14 protein-coding genes are annotated in these 17,482 nt (G+C 66.1%); 10 read left to right on the plus strand and 4 right to left on the minus strand.

The window, feature by feature from the left end; genetic code table 11:
• Positions 1 to 5: 5 nt before the first annotated feature.
• A complete protein-coding gene (locus WS87_RS01310; RefSeq protein ID WP_059448336.1) occupies positions 6 to 416 on the plus strand; it encodes a type II secretion system protein N in 411 nt (136 codons plus the stop codon).
• Positions 417 to 446: 30 nt separating this feature from the next.
• On the opposite strand, the gene gspF is transcribed toward WS87_RS01310, so the two are convergent.
• From gspF to gspD, 3 genes are read right to left on the minus strand one after another with little or no spacing between them, the layout of a single operon-like run.
• Positions 447 to 1,664 (minus strand): type II secretion system inner membrane protein GspF, encoded by a 1,218-nt coding sequence (gspF, locus tag WS87_RS01315; protein WP_059531287.1) that lies wholly within the window; start codon positions 1,662 to 1,664, stop codon positions 447 to 449.
• A 4-nt stretch (positions 1,665 to 1,668) separates the two neighbouring features.
• Complete coding sequence (gspE, locus tag WS87_RS01320; protein WP_059531283.1) at positions 1,669 to 3,168, minus strand: type II secretion system ATPase GspE; 1,500 nt, start codon at positions 3,166 to 3,168, stop codon at positions 1,669 to 1,671.
• A complete protein-coding gene (gene gspD, locus WS87_RS01325) occupies positions 3,165 to 5,474 on the minus strand; it encodes a type II secretion system secretin GspD (protein ID WP_059814564.1) in 2,310 nt (769 codons plus the stop codon). Before gspD ends, gspE begins: the two co-directional genes overlap by 4 nt.
• Before the next feature lie 367 nt (positions 5,475 to 5,841).
• On the opposite strand from gspD, the gene WS87_RS01330 reads away from it, so the two are divergent.
• Positions 5,842 to 6,291, plus strand: a complete 450-nt coding sequence (locus tag WS87_RS01330; RefSeq protein ID WP_059691488.1) for a lytic transglycosylase domain-containing protein — start codon at positions 5,842 to 5,844, stop codon at positions 6,289 to 6,291.
• 158 nt (positions 6,292 to 6,449) lie between these two features.
• The gene (locus tag WS87_RS01335; RefSeq protein WP_059814561.1) at positions 6,450 to 7,763 is read left to right on the plus strand and encodes a GTP-binding protein; all 1,314 of its coding nucleotides are present in this window, start codon (positions 6,450 to 6,452) and stop codon (positions 7,761 to 7,763) included.
• 143 nt (positions 7,764 to 7,906) lie between these two features.
• Here WS87_RS01335 and WS87_RS01340 read toward each other — a convergent pair whose 3' ends face one another.
• On the minus strand, positions 7,907 to 8,185 hold the full coding sequence (locus tag WS87_RS01340) for an HU family DNA-binding protein (protein ID WP_006401505.1): 279 nt from the start codon (positions 8,183 to 8,185) through the stop codon (positions 7,907 to 7,909).
• Between the two features lie 389 nt (positions 8,186 to 8,574).
• Here WS87_RS01340 and mnmC point away from each other — a divergent pair, with 389 nt between their 5' ends.
• The 7 genes from mnmC (at position 8,575) to WS87_RS01385 (ending at position 17,469) form a co-directional block, all read left to right on the plus strand.
• Entirely contained in the window at positions 8,575 to 10,536 is a 1,962-nt protein-coding gene (gene mnmC / locus WS87_RS01345; protein WP_059814559.1) for a bifunctional tRNA (5-methylaminomethyl-2-thiouridine)(34)-methyltransferase MnmD/FAD-dependent 5-carboxymethylaminomethyl-2-thiouridine(34) oxidoreductase MnmC, read from the plus strand.
• A 675-nt stretch (positions 10,537 to 11,211) separates the two neighbouring features.
• Positions 11,212 to 12,426 carry a cation:proton antiporter gene (locus WS87_RS01360; RefSeq protein ID WP_059531269.1) on the plus strand — a complete coding sequence of 405 codons (1,215 nt, stop codon included), beginning with the start codon at positions 11,212 to 11,214 and terminating at the stop codon, positions 12,424 to 12,426.
• A gap of 15 nt (positions 12,427 to 12,441) precedes the next feature.
• Entirely contained in the window at positions 12,442 to 13,557 is a 1,116-nt protein-coding gene (locus tag WS87_RS01365) for a YbdK family carboxylate-amine ligase (RefSeq protein ID WP_059814558.1), read from the plus strand.
• Between the two features lie 504 nt (positions 13,558 to 14,061).
• A complete protein-coding gene (locus WS87_RS01370; RefSeq protein WP_059531266.1) occupies positions 14,062 to 14,700 on the plus strand; it encodes a MarR family winged helix-turn-helix transcriptional regulator in 639 nt (212 codons plus the stop codon).
• Between the two features lie 28 nt (positions 14,701 to 14,728).
• Entirely contained in the window at positions 14,729 to 15,439 is a 711-nt protein-coding gene (locus WS87_RS01375; protein WP_059814675.1) for a glutamine amidotransferase, read from the plus strand.
• A gap of 207 nt (positions 15,440 to 15,646) precedes the next feature.
• A complete protein-coding gene (locus WS87_RS01380; protein ID WP_059814556.1) occupies positions 15,647 to 16,759 on the plus strand; it encodes an NADH:flavin oxidoreductase/NADH oxidase in 1,113 nt (370 codons plus the stop codon).
• A gap of 188 nt (positions 16,760 to 16,947) precedes the next feature.
• Entirely contained in the window at positions 16,948 to 17,469 is a 522-nt protein-coding gene (locus WS87_RS01385; protein ID WP_059531261.1) for an SET domain-containing protein, read from the plus strand.
• Positions 17,470 to 17,482 lie beyond the last annotated feature (13 nt).

The raw sequence follows: 17,482 nt of genomic DNA on the forward strand, positions 1-17,482 counted from the left end.
CGCGCATGAACGCGCTCTCGATCCGGATCCTCTCCCTAGCCCTCTTCGCGGGTTTGTGCGCGACGGCCACCTACTGGGTCGTCACGCTGTCGGCCCGCGAAGCGCCGCTGCCCGCCGCCGCTGCGCGGTTGCCGATCCGCACCGAGGACGCCGCCGCGCTCTTCGGCGGACAGCTCGACAAGAATCCCGTGCAGGACATCCACCTGTTCGGCATTCTCGCGCTCGATCATGGCGGCGCCGCGATCGTCGGCGTCGGCGGCGAACCGCCGCGTGCCGTGTCGCTCGGCGCGGAAGTCACGCCCGGCGCGAAGCTCGCGGAAGTCCGCAGCCGCTCGATCATCGTCGACCGCAACGGCGCCCGCGCCGAAATCCAGCTCCCCGCGAACACGCCGTCCCCCGCGATCTACATGCGTTGAACGGCGGCGGCCCGACCGGCGCCCGGGCCGTCACTGCACCATGTTGTTCAGCTCGATGATCGGCAGCATCACGGCCAGCACGATCACGAGCACGATGCCGCCCATCGCGAGGATCAAAAGCGGCTCGAGCAGGCTCGTCAGGAACATTGTGCGCCGCTCGAGTTCGCGCGCCTCGCCTTCCGCCGCGCGATCGAGCATCGTCGTCACGTCGCCCGTCGCCTCGCCGGAACGGATCAGGTGCACCAGCACCGGCGGAAACGTCTTCACGTTGTTCAGCGCGCGCGACAGCGCGGAGCCTTCGCGCACGCGCACGATCGCATCGTCGATGTTCGCGCGCATCGCGCGGTTCGACAGCGTCTCGCCGGCCGCCTGCAACGCGCGCAGGATCGGCACGCCGGCCGCGGTCAGGATCCCGAGCGTGCTCGCGAAGCGCACCGTGTTGTAGCCGCGCACGAGCTTGCCCGCGAGCGGCGCCGTCAGCACCCAGCGGTCGAACGCGAGCCTGGGCCCGTCGCGCGACAGCGTCGCCTTCACGAACCACACGACGAGCGCGACCGCGATCAGGATCGCCCACCACCAGTGCCGGACGAAATCCGACAGCGCCATCATCACGATCGTCAGCAGCGGCAGTTGCTGCTTCGTGCTCGCGAACACGTTGACGACCTGCGGCACGACATAGCTCAACAGGAACGTGACGATGCCGAATGCGATCAGCGTGACGATTCCCGGATACGTGAACGCCAACAGGATCTTCTGCTTCAGCGCGTTGCTCTGTTCGATGTAGTCGGCGAGGCGCGACAGCACGATGCCGAGCTTGCCGGTGTGCTCGCCCGCCGCGACGAGCGCGCGGTAGATTTCCGGGAAGTCGCGCGGATGCTGGCCCAGCGCGTTCGCGAGCGAATGGCCGCCGAGCACTTCCGCGCGGATCGCGGCCATCAGTTCGCGGATGTAGTCGCGCTCGGCCTGCTCGGTGAGCACGCCGAGCGCCTCGTCGAGCGGCAGCCCCGCGATCAGCAGGCTCGCGAGCTGGCGCGTGAGGATCGCCTGCTCGCGCTGCGACAGCTTGCGCCCGAACGCGAGGCGCTGCGAGCGCGCGCCGCGGGTCGCGCTGGCGGCCGGCTCGACGACGAGCGGCGTGAGCCCTTGCGTGCGCAGCTGGCCGCGCGCGGCGCGCGCGCTGTCGGCGTCGATCACGCCTTTCTGCGCGCGCCCCGCCGAATCGATTGCTTCGAAACGGAATGCCGGCATCGCGCTATGCGCCTCCCGTCACGCGCAGCACTTCCTCGAGCGACGTCGCGCCGGCCGCGAGCCAGCGCTCGGCGTCGTCGCGCAGCGTGCGCATCCCTTCCGCGCGGCCCGCGGCGAGAATCTCCGCATCGGCCGCGTTGCGGTGGATCAGCGTGCGGATCGAATCGTCGACGACCAGCAGTTCGTACACGCCGCGCCGGCCGGTGTAGCCCGAATGCCCGCACTTGTCGCAGCCGACCGGATGCCACACGGTGCGGCCTTCCTCGTGCCGCTCTTCCTTGCAGACCGGGCAGAGCTGGCGCACCAGGCGCTGCGCGAGCACGCCGAGCAGCGACGACGCGAGCAGGTACGGCTCGACGCCCATGTCGGTCAAGCGTGTGACGGCCGACGCCGCGTCGTTGGTGTGCAGCGTCGCGAGCACGAGGTGGCCCGTCAGCGATGCCTGCACCGCGATCTGCGCGGTTTCCAGATCGCGGATTTCGCCGATCATGATCACGTCCGGGTCCTGGCGCAGGATCGAACGCAGCGCGCGGGCAAAGGTCATCCCGATCCGCTCGTTCACCTGCGTCTGGCCGATGCCGGACAAGTCGTATTCGATCGGATCCTCGACGGTCATGATGTTGGTCGTCGCCGTTTCGAGCCGCGACATCGACGCATACAGCGTCGTCGTCTTGCCCGAACCGGTCGGGCCCGTCACCAGCACGATCCCGTGCGGGCGGCCGATCAGCTTGTCGAACTGGACGAGCGTGTCGCGGCCCATCCCGAGCGCCTCGAGGTTCAGGCGCTGCGCATCCTTTTCCAGCAGACGCAGCACCGCGCGCTCGCCGTGCCCGGTCGGCAGCGTCGACACGCGCACGTCGACCGGCCGGCCGCCGACGCGCAGCGTGATGCGGCCGTCCTGCGGCAGGCGTTTCTCGGCGATGTCGAGCTGCGCCATGATCTTGATCCGCGAGATCAGCGCGCCGTGCAGCGCCTTCTTCGGGCGCACGACGTCGCGCAGCGTGCCGTCGACGCGAAACCGCACGACCGATGCGTTCTCGAACGGCTCGATGTGAATGTCCGAGGCCTGTTCGCGCGCCGCTTGCGTGAGCAGCGCGTTGATCATCCGGATGATCGGCGCGTCGTCTTCCGATTCGAGCAGATCCTCGACTTCGGGAATGTCCTGCATCAGCCGCGACAGGTCGACTTCGCCTTCGACTTCGCCGACGATCTGCGCCGCGCTGCCGTCCTGGCGCGCATAGGCCTGGTTGATCGCCTGCGCGAGCTCGTCGGCCGGCACGCGATGCACGGAGATCGAGCCGAAGTTGCGCGCGATTTCGGCGAGCGCCGCGTCGTTCGTGCGTTCGCTGATCCACACCTCGAGCGTGTCGTCGAGCTGGTGCGCGATCAGCACCTGGCCGCTCTTCGCAAAGCCGTACGGCAACAGGCGCGCGGCGAGCGGCGACGGCGGCTGCCGTTCGCCCGGCGCGCCGTCGTGGGCGGAGGACGCGAGCACGTCGGTCACTGCGAGGCTCCCGGCGTGGCGGTCAGCGGCTGTTGCGGCACGCTCTGCGGCTGCGCGGGCGTTGCCTCCGGCAACGGCTGGGCCGGCACCGGCGCCACCTGGCGCTGCAGTTGCTGGCGACGCATCTTGTCGAGATCGAACAGGTTCCCGGCGGGCGTGCCGCCCTGGCTCGGGCCGAGCGGCATTGGCGGGACGACCGGATCGTCCTTGTCGCGCATCACGTTGTTGTCCGACTTGTACGCGCCCGTCACGCCCTGAATGTAGTCGTAGCGGTTAGCCGTGACTTGCTGCGCGACATTGCGATCGTTGATGATCACCGGGCGCAGGAACACCATCAGGTTGGTCTTCTGGCGGTTCTTGTTCTCCGAGCGGAACAGCTGGCCGATCCACGGGATGTCGCCCAGCAGCGGCACCTTGCTGTTCGACACCGCGTAGTTGTCCTGCATCAGGCCGCCGAGCACGATGATTTCGCCGTTGTCCGCGAGGATCGTCGACTGGATCGAGCGCTTGGTGAAGGTCGGACCGTTGACTGCGGTCGCAGTGGAGGTCACGACCGCCGAATCCTCCGTGTAGAGTTGCAGCTTCAGAATACCGCCATCGGTGATCTGCGGCTTCACGTGCAGCGTGAGACCGACGTCGCGGCGATCGTAGGTATTGAATGCGTTGTTCGTGTTGCCGCTCGTCAGGTTCGAATACGAACCCGTCGGAATCGGCACGTTCTGGCCGACGACGATCTTCGCCTCTTCGTTGTCGAGCGTGATGAGGTTCGGCGTCGACAGCACGTTCGCGTCGCTCACGCCCGCGAAGTAATTCAGCAGCGCGCCGAGGCCCTGCACGCCGAACATGTTGTGCAGCCAACCGACGTTGAGGCCCGGCAGGAGAGTCTGCCCCAAAGCGCCGAGACCCGTCGCACCGCCGGCTGCAACCGCGCCCGACACACCGAGGATGTTGCCGGTGGGTGTACCGGGAGCGCTGAAGTTCGTGCCACCGAGAAACTGGCCCTGAGCGATCTGCCACTGAATGCCGAGGTTGCCGGACGTGTTCGAGTTCAGCTCGACGATCAGCGCTTCGATATAGACCTGCGCGCGCCGTGCGTCGAGCTGGTCGATCACCGAGCGCAGGTTCCTGTAGACCGGATCGGACGCGGTGATGATCAGCGAGTTGGTCGCCGAGTCGGCCTGGATCATCCCGCCCGGCTGGTTGTCGTCGCCCTTGTCCTTGTCGCCGCCGAGCAGGCCGCCGGTACCGAGGCCGCCGCTACCCGTCGCGCCGCTGCCGTACGACGACGAAGACGAACCGCCCAGGCCGCCCGACGGCAGCGGCGGGGTGCCCGACGTGCCGGTCGAGAAGTTGCCGCTCGACGACGAGCCGCCGCCCTGGTTGAAGCTGTTCGCATCGTTGGACGACGCCGACGAGCCGCTGTCGCCGCTGCTCTTGCCGAGCATCCCGCGCAGCGTCTTCGCGAGCTTCACCGCGTCGGCGTTGCGCAGCGGCACGACGTGCATGTTGCCGGGCACCGCGCTCGGCGCGTCGAGCTGCTGCACGAGGCGCTTCGCGGCCGCGAGGCGCGACGCGCTGGACGCGCGCAGCATCAGCGAGTTGGTGCGCGGGTCGGCCGTGACCGACACCTTCAGCGTCGCGTCGCTGTTGCCGATCGCGCCGGGGTCGAGCATCTTCTGCAGTTGCGCGGCGAGGTCGATCGCGTTCGCGTTGCGCAGCGGCACGACCTGAACCTGCGCGCCCGCGGCGCTGTCGACACCCGAGATGATCTGCGCGATGCGGCGCACGTTGTCCGCGTAGTCGGTGACGACGATCGTGTTGTTCGCCGGGTAGGCGGTGACCGTGTTGTTCGGCGAGATCAACGGCCGCAGCACCGGCAGCAGGTTGTTCGCCGATTCGTTGCGCAGCTCGAACACCTGCGTGATGACCTGGTCGCCGCGCGCCTGCGGCGCATTGCCGACATAGGTCGGCACGCCCTGCAGCTTTGCGTCGGCCTCCGGCACGACCTTCAGCACGCCGTGATCCTGCACGAGCGCGAAGCCCTGCATGCGCAGCGCCGACTGCAGCGTCTTCAGCGCCTGGTCTTCCGGCACCGGCCGTTCGGCCACGAGGTTGAGCTGCCCCTTCACGCGGGGGTCGACGATGATGGTCTTGCCGGTTGCGGCGCCGATCGCCTTGGCGACCTGGTCGATATCCGCATTCACGAAATTGAGCGTGACCTGAGCGTAGGCGGCCTGCGAGACGATGATGCCGGCGACCATCAAGGTCGTGGCGATGCGCCGCATAACGAAGCGATTTCTTGTCATGGATGATTGGGTCGATGCCGGCTCAGGCCACTTCCGGCGGTAGTGCTGGGATCCAGGTCCTAAAGGCGCGACATTAGCAGTTTTTCATGTCCGAAATATCACATTGATCCGAAGACTGTCTCACATACGACATGTATCCGGCACGCCGTATGCAATATGTAAGATTTCGGCAATGCCCCGGCATTCAGGCCATCGCCGTCGTTTTGCGATGAATCGACACGAAAATGCGGTATAAACGGGCTGCCGCCTTTCGCTTGTCGTCACGCGACGGACTGTCTGTATGATACGGGCGGCGCGTTTCCAGTCGTACGAATAACAGACACGGGTTTTCCCGATCCTTGCGTCATTTCCTTTTCGTTTCCGCAACATGAACAGACGGTTCGCTTCGATCGCGTTGATCGCCGCCGGCGCGTGGTTCGCCTGCGGAAACGCTCGCGCGGATTGTTTCGACGAAGCCGCCCGCTACCAGAAGGTCAATCCGCTGATCCTGCGCGCGATCGCGTGGCAGGAGTCGCGCAACCGGCCCGACGCGCTGAACAAGAACACGAACGGCTCGGTCGACTACGGCCTGATGCAGATCAATTCGATCCACCTGCCGACGCTGTCGCGCTACGGCATCGGCCGCGACACGCTGATGCAGCCGTGCAAGAGCGTCTACATCGCCGCGTGGCACCTGCGCCAGAAGATGAATCGCTACGGCAACACATGGCAGGCCGTCGGCGCCTATCATTCCGAAACGCCGTCGCTGCGCGACAAGTACGCACGGCAGATCGCGGGAATCCTGGCGCAGTGGAAGCTGCTGCCGCCCGAGCAGTGACGCCGCGCCGCAGCGCCGGCTGACGCCGTGCCGCTCGGCCGGCGCGCGTTTGATGCACAATGCGCATCTCACGCCGCGATTTCGACCGGCCCGGGCCGATCGCGCCCCGCCAGGGCGCCGCGGCCGCTTTTCCCTCTTTTCCGTTGGTGCAAATCGTTATGAATCCGGCAATGAACCAGCCGTTGCCCGTCACCGTGCTGTCCGGTTTCCTCGGCGCCGGCAAGACCACGCTGCTCAATCACATCCTCGCGAACCGCGCGGGCCTGAAAGTCGCCGTGATCGTCAACGATCTCGCGGCGGTCAACATCGACGCGTCGCTCGTACGCGATGCGCAGGCGCTGTCGCACGTCGAGGAACGTCTCGTCGAGATGTCGAACGGCTGCATCTGCTGCACGCTGCGCGACGACCTGCTCGTCGAGATCCGCAATCTCGCGGCGGACGGCCGCTTCGATGCGATCGTGATCGAATCGACCGGCATCGCGGAGCCGATGCCGATCGCCGAAACCTTCACGTTCGTCGACGACGACGGCGCGTCGCTGTCGAGCGTCGCGCGTCTCGACACGCTCGTCACCGTGGTCGACGCCTACAATTTCCTGCGCGACTACGGTTCCGACGACGCGCTCGCGACGCGCGGGATCGCCGCATCGGACGAAGACGATCGCACGCTCGTCGAGCTGCTGATCGAGCAGATCGAATTCTGCGACGTGCTGGTGATCAACAAGGCCGACCTCGTCGGCGCGAACGAACTCGCGCGCCTGCAGCACATCCTTGCGCGGCTCAACCCGCGCGCGCACCAGGTCGTGTCGACGTTCGGCGACGTGGCGCTCGGCGAAGTGCTGAACACCGGCCGCTTCGATTTCGACGAAGCCGCGAACGCGCCGGGCTGGCTCGCGTCGCTCGATCACGATCACACGCATTGCGACGATCCGGAGTGCCACGATCCGCATCACGCGCACGTGCATGGCGAGGCCGACGAATTCGGCATCGGCAATTTTGTTTACCGCGCGCGCCGGCCGTTTCATCCGGCGCGACTCTGGGCGCTGCTGCATCAGGAATGGCCGGGCGTGCTGCGCAGCAAGGGCTTCTTCTGGCTCGCGACGCGCAACGACATCGCGGGTTCGCTGTCGCAGGCGGGCGGCGTGTGCCGGCATGGCCCGGCAGGTCTCTGGTGGGCCGCGCAGGATCGCGCGGAATGGCCGGACGACGACGAGTTGCTCGCCGAAATTCGCACGGAGTGGCAGGGCGACCTCGACGACCGCTCGGTTGGCGATCGCCGTCAGGAACTCGTGCTGATCGGCATCGGGCTCGATGCCGACGCATGGCGCGCGAAACTCGACACATGCCTGCTCACCGATGCGGAATTCGCGCTCGGCGCGCCGCAATGGGCCACGTTCGACGATCCGTTTCCGGTGTGGGATGTCGATTCGCATGACGACGAAGACCCGGGCGACACGCAGATCGTGCACGCGTAATACACGGTAAAACTCGGGAAAAACGGCTGCGAACAGTAACCGTTAAATCTTGCAAGAGTGACGCGAACTGTGGCGAAAATGCCGCGCGCGCCCAACAAAAAACCCGCCGGAAGGCGGGTTTTTTTCCTGGAACAGGCGCTGAATTAACGCTTGTTGACGGCGTCCTTGAACGCCTTGCCAGCCGTGAACTTGACCGTCTTGGCTGCCGGGATCTTGATGGTTTCGCCCGTCTTCGGGTTGCGGCCCGTACGTGCTGCGCGCTTGCCCGAACCGAAGCTGCCGAAGCCGATCAGCTGAACCGCATCACCCTTCGACACGGCCTTCTTGATGACTTCGAGCAGCGTGTCCAGCGTTTCGCCGGTTTGAGCCTTGCTGGCGCCCGTTTGGGCGGCGACGGCGTCGATCAGTTCCTGTTTGTTCATTAAGGTTCCTTTTTCAGGTTAGGTTTGACACGAACAGCGCGAACGCGCCGATTATACGTGCGCGAACCGTGCCGTCGAGAGTCAGACTCCGACGGCACAGCGCCGAATCCTGGCCCGCGCGACGTGCCGTCCGGCTTGCCGGCGGCCACCCCGCGGTACGGCGTTGCTATGATAGCGCAGCGCAAACCCAATAACGACAAGGGTTTCAAAGATTTTCATCGGTATTTCGCCGAATGAATCGTCGATTGCCCGTTTTTTGACCTGCGCCAACCGGACAGGATACGCAGCCGGGTCCGCCGTCGCGCAACGCCGTTGGTTTTTGCCAACGGCCCGCCGGACGCCTCCGCGCAATCCCTTGCCAGGCTTGGCTGCCACGTTTTTTGTTTCGCATGCCCGATCGACTCGTTCCCGCCACGCTCGCGTTTCGCGACGACGGCACCCTCGTCTCGCCCGCGTACGGCGACATCTATCACAACGTCGCGGGCGCGCTCGCGCAGGCGAGCCACGTGTTCATCGCGGGCAACGCGCTGCCCGCGCGCTGGCAAGGCCGCCGCACGTTCACCATCGTCGAGACGGGGTTCGGCGTGGGCGCCAACTTCCTCGCGACCTGGGCCGCCTGGCGCGACGATCCCGCACGCTGCGAGCGGCTGCATTTCGTGTCGTTCGAGAAGCATCCGTTTTCGCGCGATGATCTGCGCCACGCACTGTCAAAGATAGTTGCGAACACAACCATATCGACAGAAGCGGGGATGCTCGCCGATGCGTGGCCGATGCTCGTTCCAGGTTTTCATCGCCTCGAATTCGACGCCGGCCGCGTCGTGCTCACGCTCGCGCTGGGCGACGCGCGCGAGATGCTGCCGAAACTGGTCGCACGCGCCGATGCGTTCTATCTTGACGGCTTCGCGCCCGCGAAAAACCCGGAGCTCTGGTCGGCCGATGTGTTTCGCGCACTCGCACGCGTCGCCGCCGACAATGCGACCTTTGCGACGTATTCGAGCGCGGGCGTGGTGAAACAAGCGCTCTTCGACGCGGGTTTCACGTATCGCAAGATCGCCGGGTTGGCCGGCAAGTTCGCGATGCTCGCGGGCGAATATGCACCGCGCTGGCGGATGCGCCGGCACGAACCGCCGCGCGCATTGCCGGTTGCCGCGCGCGATGCGATCGTGATCGGCGCGGGCCTGGCCGGCTGCGCGGTCGTCGAACGGCTTGCGGCACGCGGCTGGAACGTCACGCTGATCGAGCGGCACGCGCGGATCGCGAGCGATGCATCGGGCAATCCGGCCGGTGTATTTCATCCACTGATGACGCGCGACGACAACGTCGCGAGCCGCCTCACGCGCAGCGGTTTCCTGCATGCGCTCGCACGCTGGCGCGCGCTCGAGCAGGCCGGCCATGCGTTCGCGCGCAGCACCCGCGGAATGATTCATCTCGCGGAATCGGCCGACGATTTCGTGCGGATGCGCGAGGCGTTCGACGCGCTCGGCGCACCGTCCGACTACGTGTCGCTGCTCGACACCAACGCCGCACGCGCGCATCTGAACCTGCCGGTCGCACATGGCGGCCTGCTGTTTCCGCACGGCGGTGCCGTATGGCCGGCAGCGCTCTGCGCCGCGCAAGTCGCGGCGGCCGGCGAGCGCGTGAAATTGCTGGCCGGCACCGAGGTTGCTCGACTCGAGCGCGATGGCGACACGTGGCGCGCCGTCGATGCGGCCGGTGCGACGCTCGCCGAAGCGCCGGTCGTCGTGCTCGCGAACGCGGGCGATGCCGTGCGTCTCGCCGGCCTGCGGCATGTCGCGCTGCAGCCGGTGCGCGGCCAGTTGACGCTGCTGCCGCCCGGCAGCACGGCGCCGCTGCCGTGCCCGGCGATCGGCGACGGCTATGCGGTACCGCTCGACGACGGCACGCTGCTGATCGGCGCAACGTTCGAACCCGATGACCTCGATCCTGCGATGCGCCCCGCCGGACATATCGAAAATATCGAGCGCGTGCGGCATCTGCTGCCCAGCCTGATCGGCGAGCTGCCGGACGTCGGGACGCTGCGCGGGCGCGTCGCGTTTCGCTGGGTCGTCGCCGACCGTGTGCCGGTGATCGGCCCGCTTGCCGACGAAGCGCAGACCGTCGCGAACGCACGCGCGCTGAGCGGTGCGAAGGCGCGCGACCTGCCGCGCACCGCTGGGCTCTACGGCGCATTCGGCTACGGCTCCCGCGGCCTGGTGTGGGCGGCGCTCGGCGCCGAACTGATCGCGTCGCAACTCGAAGGCGAGCCGCTGCCGCTCGAGCGCGAACTCGCCGATGCCGTCGACCCCGCCCGATTCCTGATCCGTGCGCTGCGCGGCCGCCAGATCGGCTGATCTCGTCAGCCGAAATCTCACAGTCCTTCGATTTTTTCGCGCAAGGTTATCCACTCGATGCTGTGGATAACCGCGCGGAATCCACGCGCGGTTCATGTGCAATCACAGTGGACGTAAACTGGGCAACTCGGCACAGTCGTCGAACGGCCCGAAAGTTGCTCAACTCAAACCGCTGTGAGCAAACAGCCTGTGCAACGGGTTATCGCTGCGCCAACACCTTGATCTTGTTGCGTAAACCGAAGTTATCCACAGAACTGTGCGCGTCTTGTTAACTTCTACTACGTATATATACAAGTAAACCATTGAAACCAAAGACCTGTGGCGCCTCACAGGGCCGCGAGTCGATTCGATCGGTTCCGGAGCGAAAAAGCTGTGGCACAATCGGTTTCCTTCGCGTTCGTTCGGCCAGGCGCCGGACATGCTTCAATGGAACGGTCGGCACGATTTCGAATCTGAATCTTCGAGACTGCGCAGTCCGTTCACACACCAGGCCGACAATCCAGATCGGCAGCCTGAACGACAGTTCCGCCGGACGGCGGAAAAAGGCGGATCCCATGTCCCGCCGTCGTCGACCACAACAATCACATTCGGGGCGATACCCAGCCGGCGCGCATCTCATTTCTGACGCTTGACCCCGCGCCGCTGGCGATTGCTTCCAAAGGAGAAGTCACCACGATGAAGTCGGCGTTCTCATTCCTGCCCAACTGGCCGCTCGCGCCGGATGCCGTGTTCTGGGCCGGGCTCGCGTTGTTCGCGGCCGGTCTGTGCGGCGAGCTGTGCTACCGCGCATGGCGGTTGCCGCGCATCACCGGCTATGCGGTGATCGGTCTCGTCGCCGGTTCGTTCGGATTCGGCGTGATCGACGCGAGCACCGACGAAACCTCGCGGCTGCTGATCGACGTCGCGCTCGGCCTGCTGCTGTTCGAGCTCGGCAGCCGTCTCGACCTGAAATGGATTCGCCGCAATCCGTGGCTCATTGCGTCGAGCCTTGCCGAGGCGACGCTGACGTTCGTGCTCGTGCTGTTCGTGATGCTCGCGCTCGGCGTGTCGGGCATGGTCGCGCTCGTGCTGTCGGCGATCGCGATCGCGACGTCGCCGTCGATGGTGATCCAGCTCAAGACCGAACTGCGCGCGGAAGGGCAGGTGTCGCAGCGCCTCATCACGCTGACCGCGCTGAACAGCGTGTACGCGATCGTGCTGACCAAGCTCGTCACGAGCTGGCTCCACCAGGAGGCGTACGGGAACGTTTTCGCGACGATCCTGCAGCCCGTCTACCTGATCGCCGGTTCGTTCATCGTCGCGTACCTGGTCGCGCGCGCGTGCAATTACCTGTTCCGCCACATGACCTCGACGATGCGCGACGAGCATTCGTTCGTCGCGCTGTTCGGCCTCGTGATGCTCGCGATCGCGGTGGCGCAGGCGTTGAAGCTGTCGACGCTGCTCACGCTGCTGCTCGCCGGCATCATCGTGAAGAACCTCGAAGCGCGGCCGCAGCTGTGGCCCGAGCATTTCGGCACGGCCGGCTGGCTGCTGACGGTGGTGCTGTTCGTGCTGACGCTCACGTCGTTCACGTGGGGCGACATTGCGCTCGGCGGGCTGCTCGCGATCGCGCTGATCGTCACGCGGCTCGTGGCGAAGCTGGCCGGCGTCGTCGCGTTCGCGAAGCCGAGCGGCATCGGGATGAAGCAGGGCATCGCGCTCGGTATCGCGCTCACGCCGATGTCCGCGCTGTCGTACCTGCTCGTCGACGACACCTACCAGCTCTATCCGAATTTCGACCCGCACCTGCGCGCGATCGTGATGTGCACGATCGTGATCCTGCAGCTCGTCAGCCCGTTCGTCGTCTACCGCTGCCTGTCGGCGGTCAGCGAACGCAGCGACGGCAACTGATTTCCGGAACCTGCCATGGCACTCGAAACTTTCGTCAATTCCGAACCGTTCACGTTCGGCGTCGAACTGGAGATCCAGGTCGTCAACACGCACAACTACGACCTGACCAAGGCGGCATCCGACCTGATGCGCCTCATCCAGGGCGAGACCTTCCCCGGCAACATCACGCCCGAAATCACCGAGAGCATGATCGAGCTGTCGACCGGCATCTGTCATTCGCACGAGCAGGCGGTCAGCGAGCTGCACGCGATCCGCGACGTGCTCGTGAAGGCGGCCGACCAGCTCAACGTCGGGCTCGCCGGCGGCGGCACGCACGCGTTCCAGCAGTGGAGCGACCGGCAGATCTACGACGCGCCGCGCTTCCAGTACATCTCCGAGCTGTACGGCTATCTCGCGAAGCAGTTCACCGTGTTCGGCCAGCACGTGCACATCGGCTGTCCCGATCCGGACAGCGCGCTGTTCCTGCTGCACTCGATGTCGCGCTTCATTCCGCACTTCATCGCGCTGTCCGCGTCGTCGCCGTTCGTGCAGAACGTCGACACCGGCTTCCATTCGGCACGCCTGAATTCGGTGTTCGCGTTCCCGCTGTCGGGCCGCGCGCCGTTCGTGCTGACCTGGGACAGCTTCGAGGAGTACTTCATGAAGATGGTCAACACGGGCGTCGTCAACTCGATGAAGGACTTTTACTGGGACATCCGGCCGAAGCCCGGTTACGGGACGATCGAAGTGCGCGTGATGGACACGCCGCTGTCGGTCGATCGCGCGGCCGCGATTGCTTGCTACATCCAGACGCTCGCGCGCTACCTGCTGACCGACCGGCCGCTGAAGCTGTCGGAGGACGACTATCTCGTCTACACATTCAACCGTTTCGAAGCGTGCCGCTTCGGGCTCGAGGGCACCTGCGTCAATCCTCAGACAGGTGAGCGCCGCACGATCGCGGAAGACATCCTCGACACGCTCGACCGGGTCGCGCCGCATGCGGCCGCGCTCGGCTCGCGCGCGGCGCTCGACGAGATCGGCGCGCTCGCGAAGGCGCGCGTGAATGACGCATCGTGGTTGAGAACCGTTTTCAAACAGGAAAAATCGCTGAACGAGACGGTCCGTCAGCAGTGCCTGCGCTGGCGTGAATGAAAAAATGTTTTGCAGATTACAGGCTCGACCGCGCGGCGATTCGCTGAACGCCGTTCGGCGCCGATTCGTGCACAGCGCGTCGCCAGTCGTCCTGAAAATCTGTGGATAACCCGATATTCCGCTTCAAAGTCAACGCTCTGCGGTATGGATAACCCGGTGGATCGATGCTGTCGGCACGATGGCCGATTCGAACAGGAAAATGTTTGCGCGTTCGGTTGTGGGGTCGGCAGAGATTGCCGGCACAACGAAAAAATCCGGTTATCCAGCGATTTTCCACAGAATGCAGGGGATAACTTAGCTGTGCGATTTTCCGCTCTCGCTTAGAATGTCGGCTTTGCGGACACCGGAACGACCCGTGTCTCACCGGTCGCCGCGAACGCGACCGCCGCGTGTGCCTCGCGACGGCCGTGTCGACGCTCTTCAACGAGCGTCTGTTTTGAGATGACATTCGATCTCCACACTACGGCTGCTCGGCGATCCGGGCGGCGGCAAAGCGAAAAGACTATGAGCGAAGGCGTTTACGGGAATCAGGCTTCGGGACGTGTGACCCACAGCTTGCTGCGGTTGAGTACGGCCATGCGAAGCCAGGCATGGGATTGGGCGGAAGGCGCAGGCCTCACGCCGACGCAGGGCGAGATCCTCGTGCTGCTGCTGCAACGCAAGGGCCCGATGCGGCTCGGCGAGATCGCACGCGAGACGCAGCTCACGGCTGCGACCACCAGCGATGCGGTCAGCACGCTCGAGACGAAGGGTCTCGTCGAGAAGCGTCGCGCACTGGACGACGGCCGTGCGCTCGCCGTGCGCCTGTCGGCCCGCGGCCGTACCGCGGCGAAGAAGGCGCTGCAATGGCCTGAATTCCTGACGAAAGCGGTCGGCAAGCTCGGCGCGGACGAGCAGGGCACGCTGTACCGTGCGCTGCTGAAGACGCTGCGCGAACTGCAGGTGGCCGGTGCGACGCCGCCGCAGCGCATGTGTCTGACGTGCGCGCATTTCCAGCCGGGCAAGCAGTCGAAGAAGACCGTGCATCACTGCGCGGCGCTCGATCTGTCGATGGCCGACAGCGATCTGCGTCTCGATTGTTCGGTGCACGAAGAAGCCGACGCGGCGACGCAAAAGAAGACCTGGAAGGTGTTCGCCGGCTGACGTCCGTCGATCGACCGGGAGGCCGATGATGAACGCAGAAGTGGTCGCGATCCGCCACGTGCATTTCGAGGACCTCGGCAGCTTCGAGCAGGTGCTCGGAGAGCGCGGGCGGCGGGTGCGCTACGTCGACGTCGGATCGTCGCGCGTCGAGGCGCTCGACGCGCTCAAGCCGGCGCTGCTCGTGATGCTCGGCGGGCCACTCAGCGTGTACGAGGACGCGCAGTATCCGTCGATCGCGCCGCTTGCGGCACTCGTGCGCCAGCGCATCGACGCCGGACTGCCGATCCTCGGCATCTGCCTCGGCGCGCAGTTCATCGCCCGCGCGCTCGGTGCGCGCGTCTATCCGGCTGCGCAGAAGGAACTCGGCTGGGCGCCGCTGACGCTCACCGACGCGGGCCGCGCGTCGCCGTTGCGCCACCTCGACGGCGCGGCGACCTCGATGCTGCACTGGCATGGCGATACGTTCGACCTGCCGGGCGGCGCGATCCATCTCGCCTCGACACCGGCGTGTCGCCACCAGGCGTTCGCGTGGGGGCAGCACGTGCTGGCGCTGCAATGTCATCCTGAAATCCGCACCGACCGTTTCGAACCCTGGCTGATCGGCAACGCCGGCGAAATCGCGTCGACGCCCGGCATCGACGCGCGCCAGTTGCGCGCCGACACCGTTCAGCACGGTCCTGTGCTGGAGACGGCCGCGCGACGCATGTTCGGCGAGTGGCTCGACAGCGTCGGGCTTTGATCCCGGGCGAGCGGCATCGCGCGTGACCGGCCCGCGGGCGGGCATTGCCGGCCGGTGCACCGCCGTACGCCGCGTGCACGCTGCCTCGTTGCCGGCTGCACGCCGGCCCTGCCTGACCATCCGCTTACTGCCGAACCGGCTGCCAGCAGGCTTAGATCCCGCATGCTACGCTGGTCCGCTCTTTCCCTTTCCTGGCGAGCGGCATCCATGACTGCGCTGTTTTCTCCGTTCACGCTGCGCGGCGTGACCCTTCCGAACCGGATCGTGATCTCCCCGATGTGCCAGTACTCGGCCGAGCGCGGCGAGGCGACCGACTGGCACATGATTCACCTCGGCCATCTCGCGCTGTCCGGCGCGGGCTTGCTCTGCATCGAAGCGACCGCCGTCGAACCCGACGGGCGCATCACGGCCGGCGACCTCGGCCTGTGGGACGACGTGACCGAAGCGGCGCTCGAGCCCGTGCTGGCGGCGATCCGCAAGCATTCGCCGGTCCGGGTCGCGATGCAGCTTTCGCATGCGGGGCGCAAGGCGTCGAGCGAGGTGCCGTGGAAGGGCGGCCAGCTCGTGTCCGTCGCCGATGGCGGCTGGCTGCCGCATGCGCCGTCGGCGTCACCGCACAAGGACGGCGAGACGCCGCCGCTCGCGCTCGACGCGGCCGGCCTGAACCGGATCCGCGATGCGTTCGCTGCGGCCGCGAAGCGTGCGGCGCGCCTCGGCATCGATGCGATCGAGGTGCACGCGGCGCACGGCTATCTGCTGCATCAGTTCCTGTCGCCGCTTTCGAACCAGCGCACCGACGAATACGGCGGCTCGCGAGAAAACCGGATGCGCTTTCCGCTCGAGATCTTCGAGATCGTGCGCGCGGCGTTCCCGGCGGACCGGCCGGTCGGCGTGCGCGTGTCGGCGACCGACTGGGTCGAGGGCGGCTGGGAGCTCGAGGATACGATCGCGTTCGCGCACGAACTGAAGCAACGCGGCTGCGACTGGATCGACGTGTCGTCCGGCGGCGTGTCGCCGCTGCAGAAGATTCCGCTGTCGCCCGGTTACCAGGTGCCGTTCGCGCAGGCGGTGAAGCGCGCGGTCGGGATGCCGACGATCGCCGTCGGCCTCATCAACGAGCCCGCGCATGCGAACCGGTTGATCGAGTCCGGCGACGCCGATTTCGTCGCGATGGCGCGCGCGATGCTGTACGACCCGCGCTGGCCGTGGCATGCGGCCGCCGAGCTCGGCGCGCAGGTTTCGGCGCCGCCGCAGTACTGGCGCTCGCAGCCGCGCGAGCACAAGACGTTGTTCGGCGACATCGCATTCGGCCAGCGCTGAGCGTCATGCGTGCGATATTGCGCGCGATGTTGAACGAAGCAATCGTGAACGTGTAGGATGCGGGTGATTCGCCGCATGCCCCGACGCGGCACCGACCGGTGCCGCGTTTTCGTTTCGCGCGACGCAGGGCCGCGCAGGACGCAAACGCGGCCGTCTTCCATTCAAGTCGTCTTCAAAGGATTCGTTCGATGAGTTCACGCAGGATCGCGGTGCGCCGCTCGGGAGTACACGGCAAGGGCGTGTTCGCGGTGGAGCCGATCAAGGCCGGCGAACGCGTAGTGGAATACAAGGGCGAGCGAATTTCGTGGAAGGAAGCGCTGCGCCGCCATCCGCACGACCCGAACGAGCCGAATCATACGTTCTACTTCGCACTGGAAGAGGGCGGCGTGATCGACGGCAAGATCGACGGCAACAGCGCGCGCTGGATCAACCATTCGTGCGCGCCGAACTGCGAGGCCGAGGAGATCAAGGGACGCGTGTTCATCCACGCGCTGCGCGATATCGGGCCGGAAGAAGAGCTGTTCTACGACTATGGCCTCGTGATCGACGAGAAGCTGACGAAGAAGCTCAAGCGCGAATACGCGTGCCATTGCGGCGCGGCCGCGTGTCGCGGCACGCTGCTCGCCACGCCCGACGACGACGGCAAGAAGAAAAAGAAGAAGGACCGGAAGTCGGAGTCCGGCGCGAAGGACAAGAAAAAGAAGAAATGACCGGCGCGGCCGC

This window comes from Burkholderia sp. MSMB0856, assembly GCF_001524645.2.
Classification (GTDB): domain Bacteria; phylum Pseudomonadota; class Gammaproteobacteria; order Burkholderiales; family Burkholderiaceae; genus Burkholderia; species Burkholderia diffusa.

Bases quoted from the DNA above. Each gene is read 5' to 3' on its own strand.
- WS87_RS01310 (WP_059448336.1), top strand. From the start codon at position 6: ATGAACGCGCTCTCGATCCGGATCCTCTCCCTAGCCCTCTTCGCGGGT.
- gspF (WP_059531287.1), bottom strand. From the start codon at position 1,664: ATGCCGGCATTCCGTTTCGAAGCAATCGATTCGGCGGGGCGCGCGCAG.
- gspD (WP_059814564.1), bottom strand. From the start codon at position 5,474: ATGACAAGAAATCGCTTCGTTATGCGGCGCATCGCCACGACCTTGATG.
- WS87_RS01330 (WP_059691488.1), top strand. From the start codon at position 5,842: ATGAACAGACGGTTCGCTTCGATCGCGTTGATCGCCGCCGGCGCGTGG.
- WS87_RS01335 (WP_059814561.1), top strand. From the start codon at position 6,450: ATGAATCCGGCAATGAACCAGCCGTTGCCCGTCACCGTGCTGTCCGGT.
- WS87_RS01340 (WP_006401505.1), bottom strand. From the start codon at position 8,185: ATGAACAAACAGGAACTGATCGACGCCGTCGCCGCCCAAACGGGCGCC.
- mnmC (WP_059814559.1), top strand. From the start codon at position 8,575: ATGCCCGATCGACTCGTTCCCGCCACGCTCGCGTTTCGCGACGACGGC.
- WS87_RS01360 (WP_059531269.1), top strand. From the start codon at position 11,212: ATGAAGTCGGCGTTCTCATTCCTGCCCAACTGGCCGCTCGCGCCGGAT.
- WS87_RS01365 (WP_059814558.1), top strand. From the start codon at position 12,442: ATGGCACTCGAAACTTTCGTCAATTCCGAACCGTTCACGTTCGGCGTC.
- WS87_RS01370 (WP_059531266.1), top strand. From the start codon at position 14,062: ATGAGCGAAGGCGTTTACGGGAATCAGGCTTCGGGACGTGTGACCCAC.
- WS87_RS01375 (WP_059814675.1), top strand. From the start codon at position 14,729: ATGAACGCAGAAGTGGTCGCGATCCGCCACGTGCATTTCGAGGACCTC.
- WS87_RS01380 (WP_059814556.1), top strand. From the start codon at position 15,647: ATGACTGCGCTGTTTTCTCCGTTCACGCTGCGCGGCGTGACCCTTCCG.
- WS87_RS01385 (WP_059531261.1), top strand. From the start codon at position 16,948: ATGAGTTCACGCAGGATCGCGGTGCGCCGCTCGGGAGTACACGGCAAG.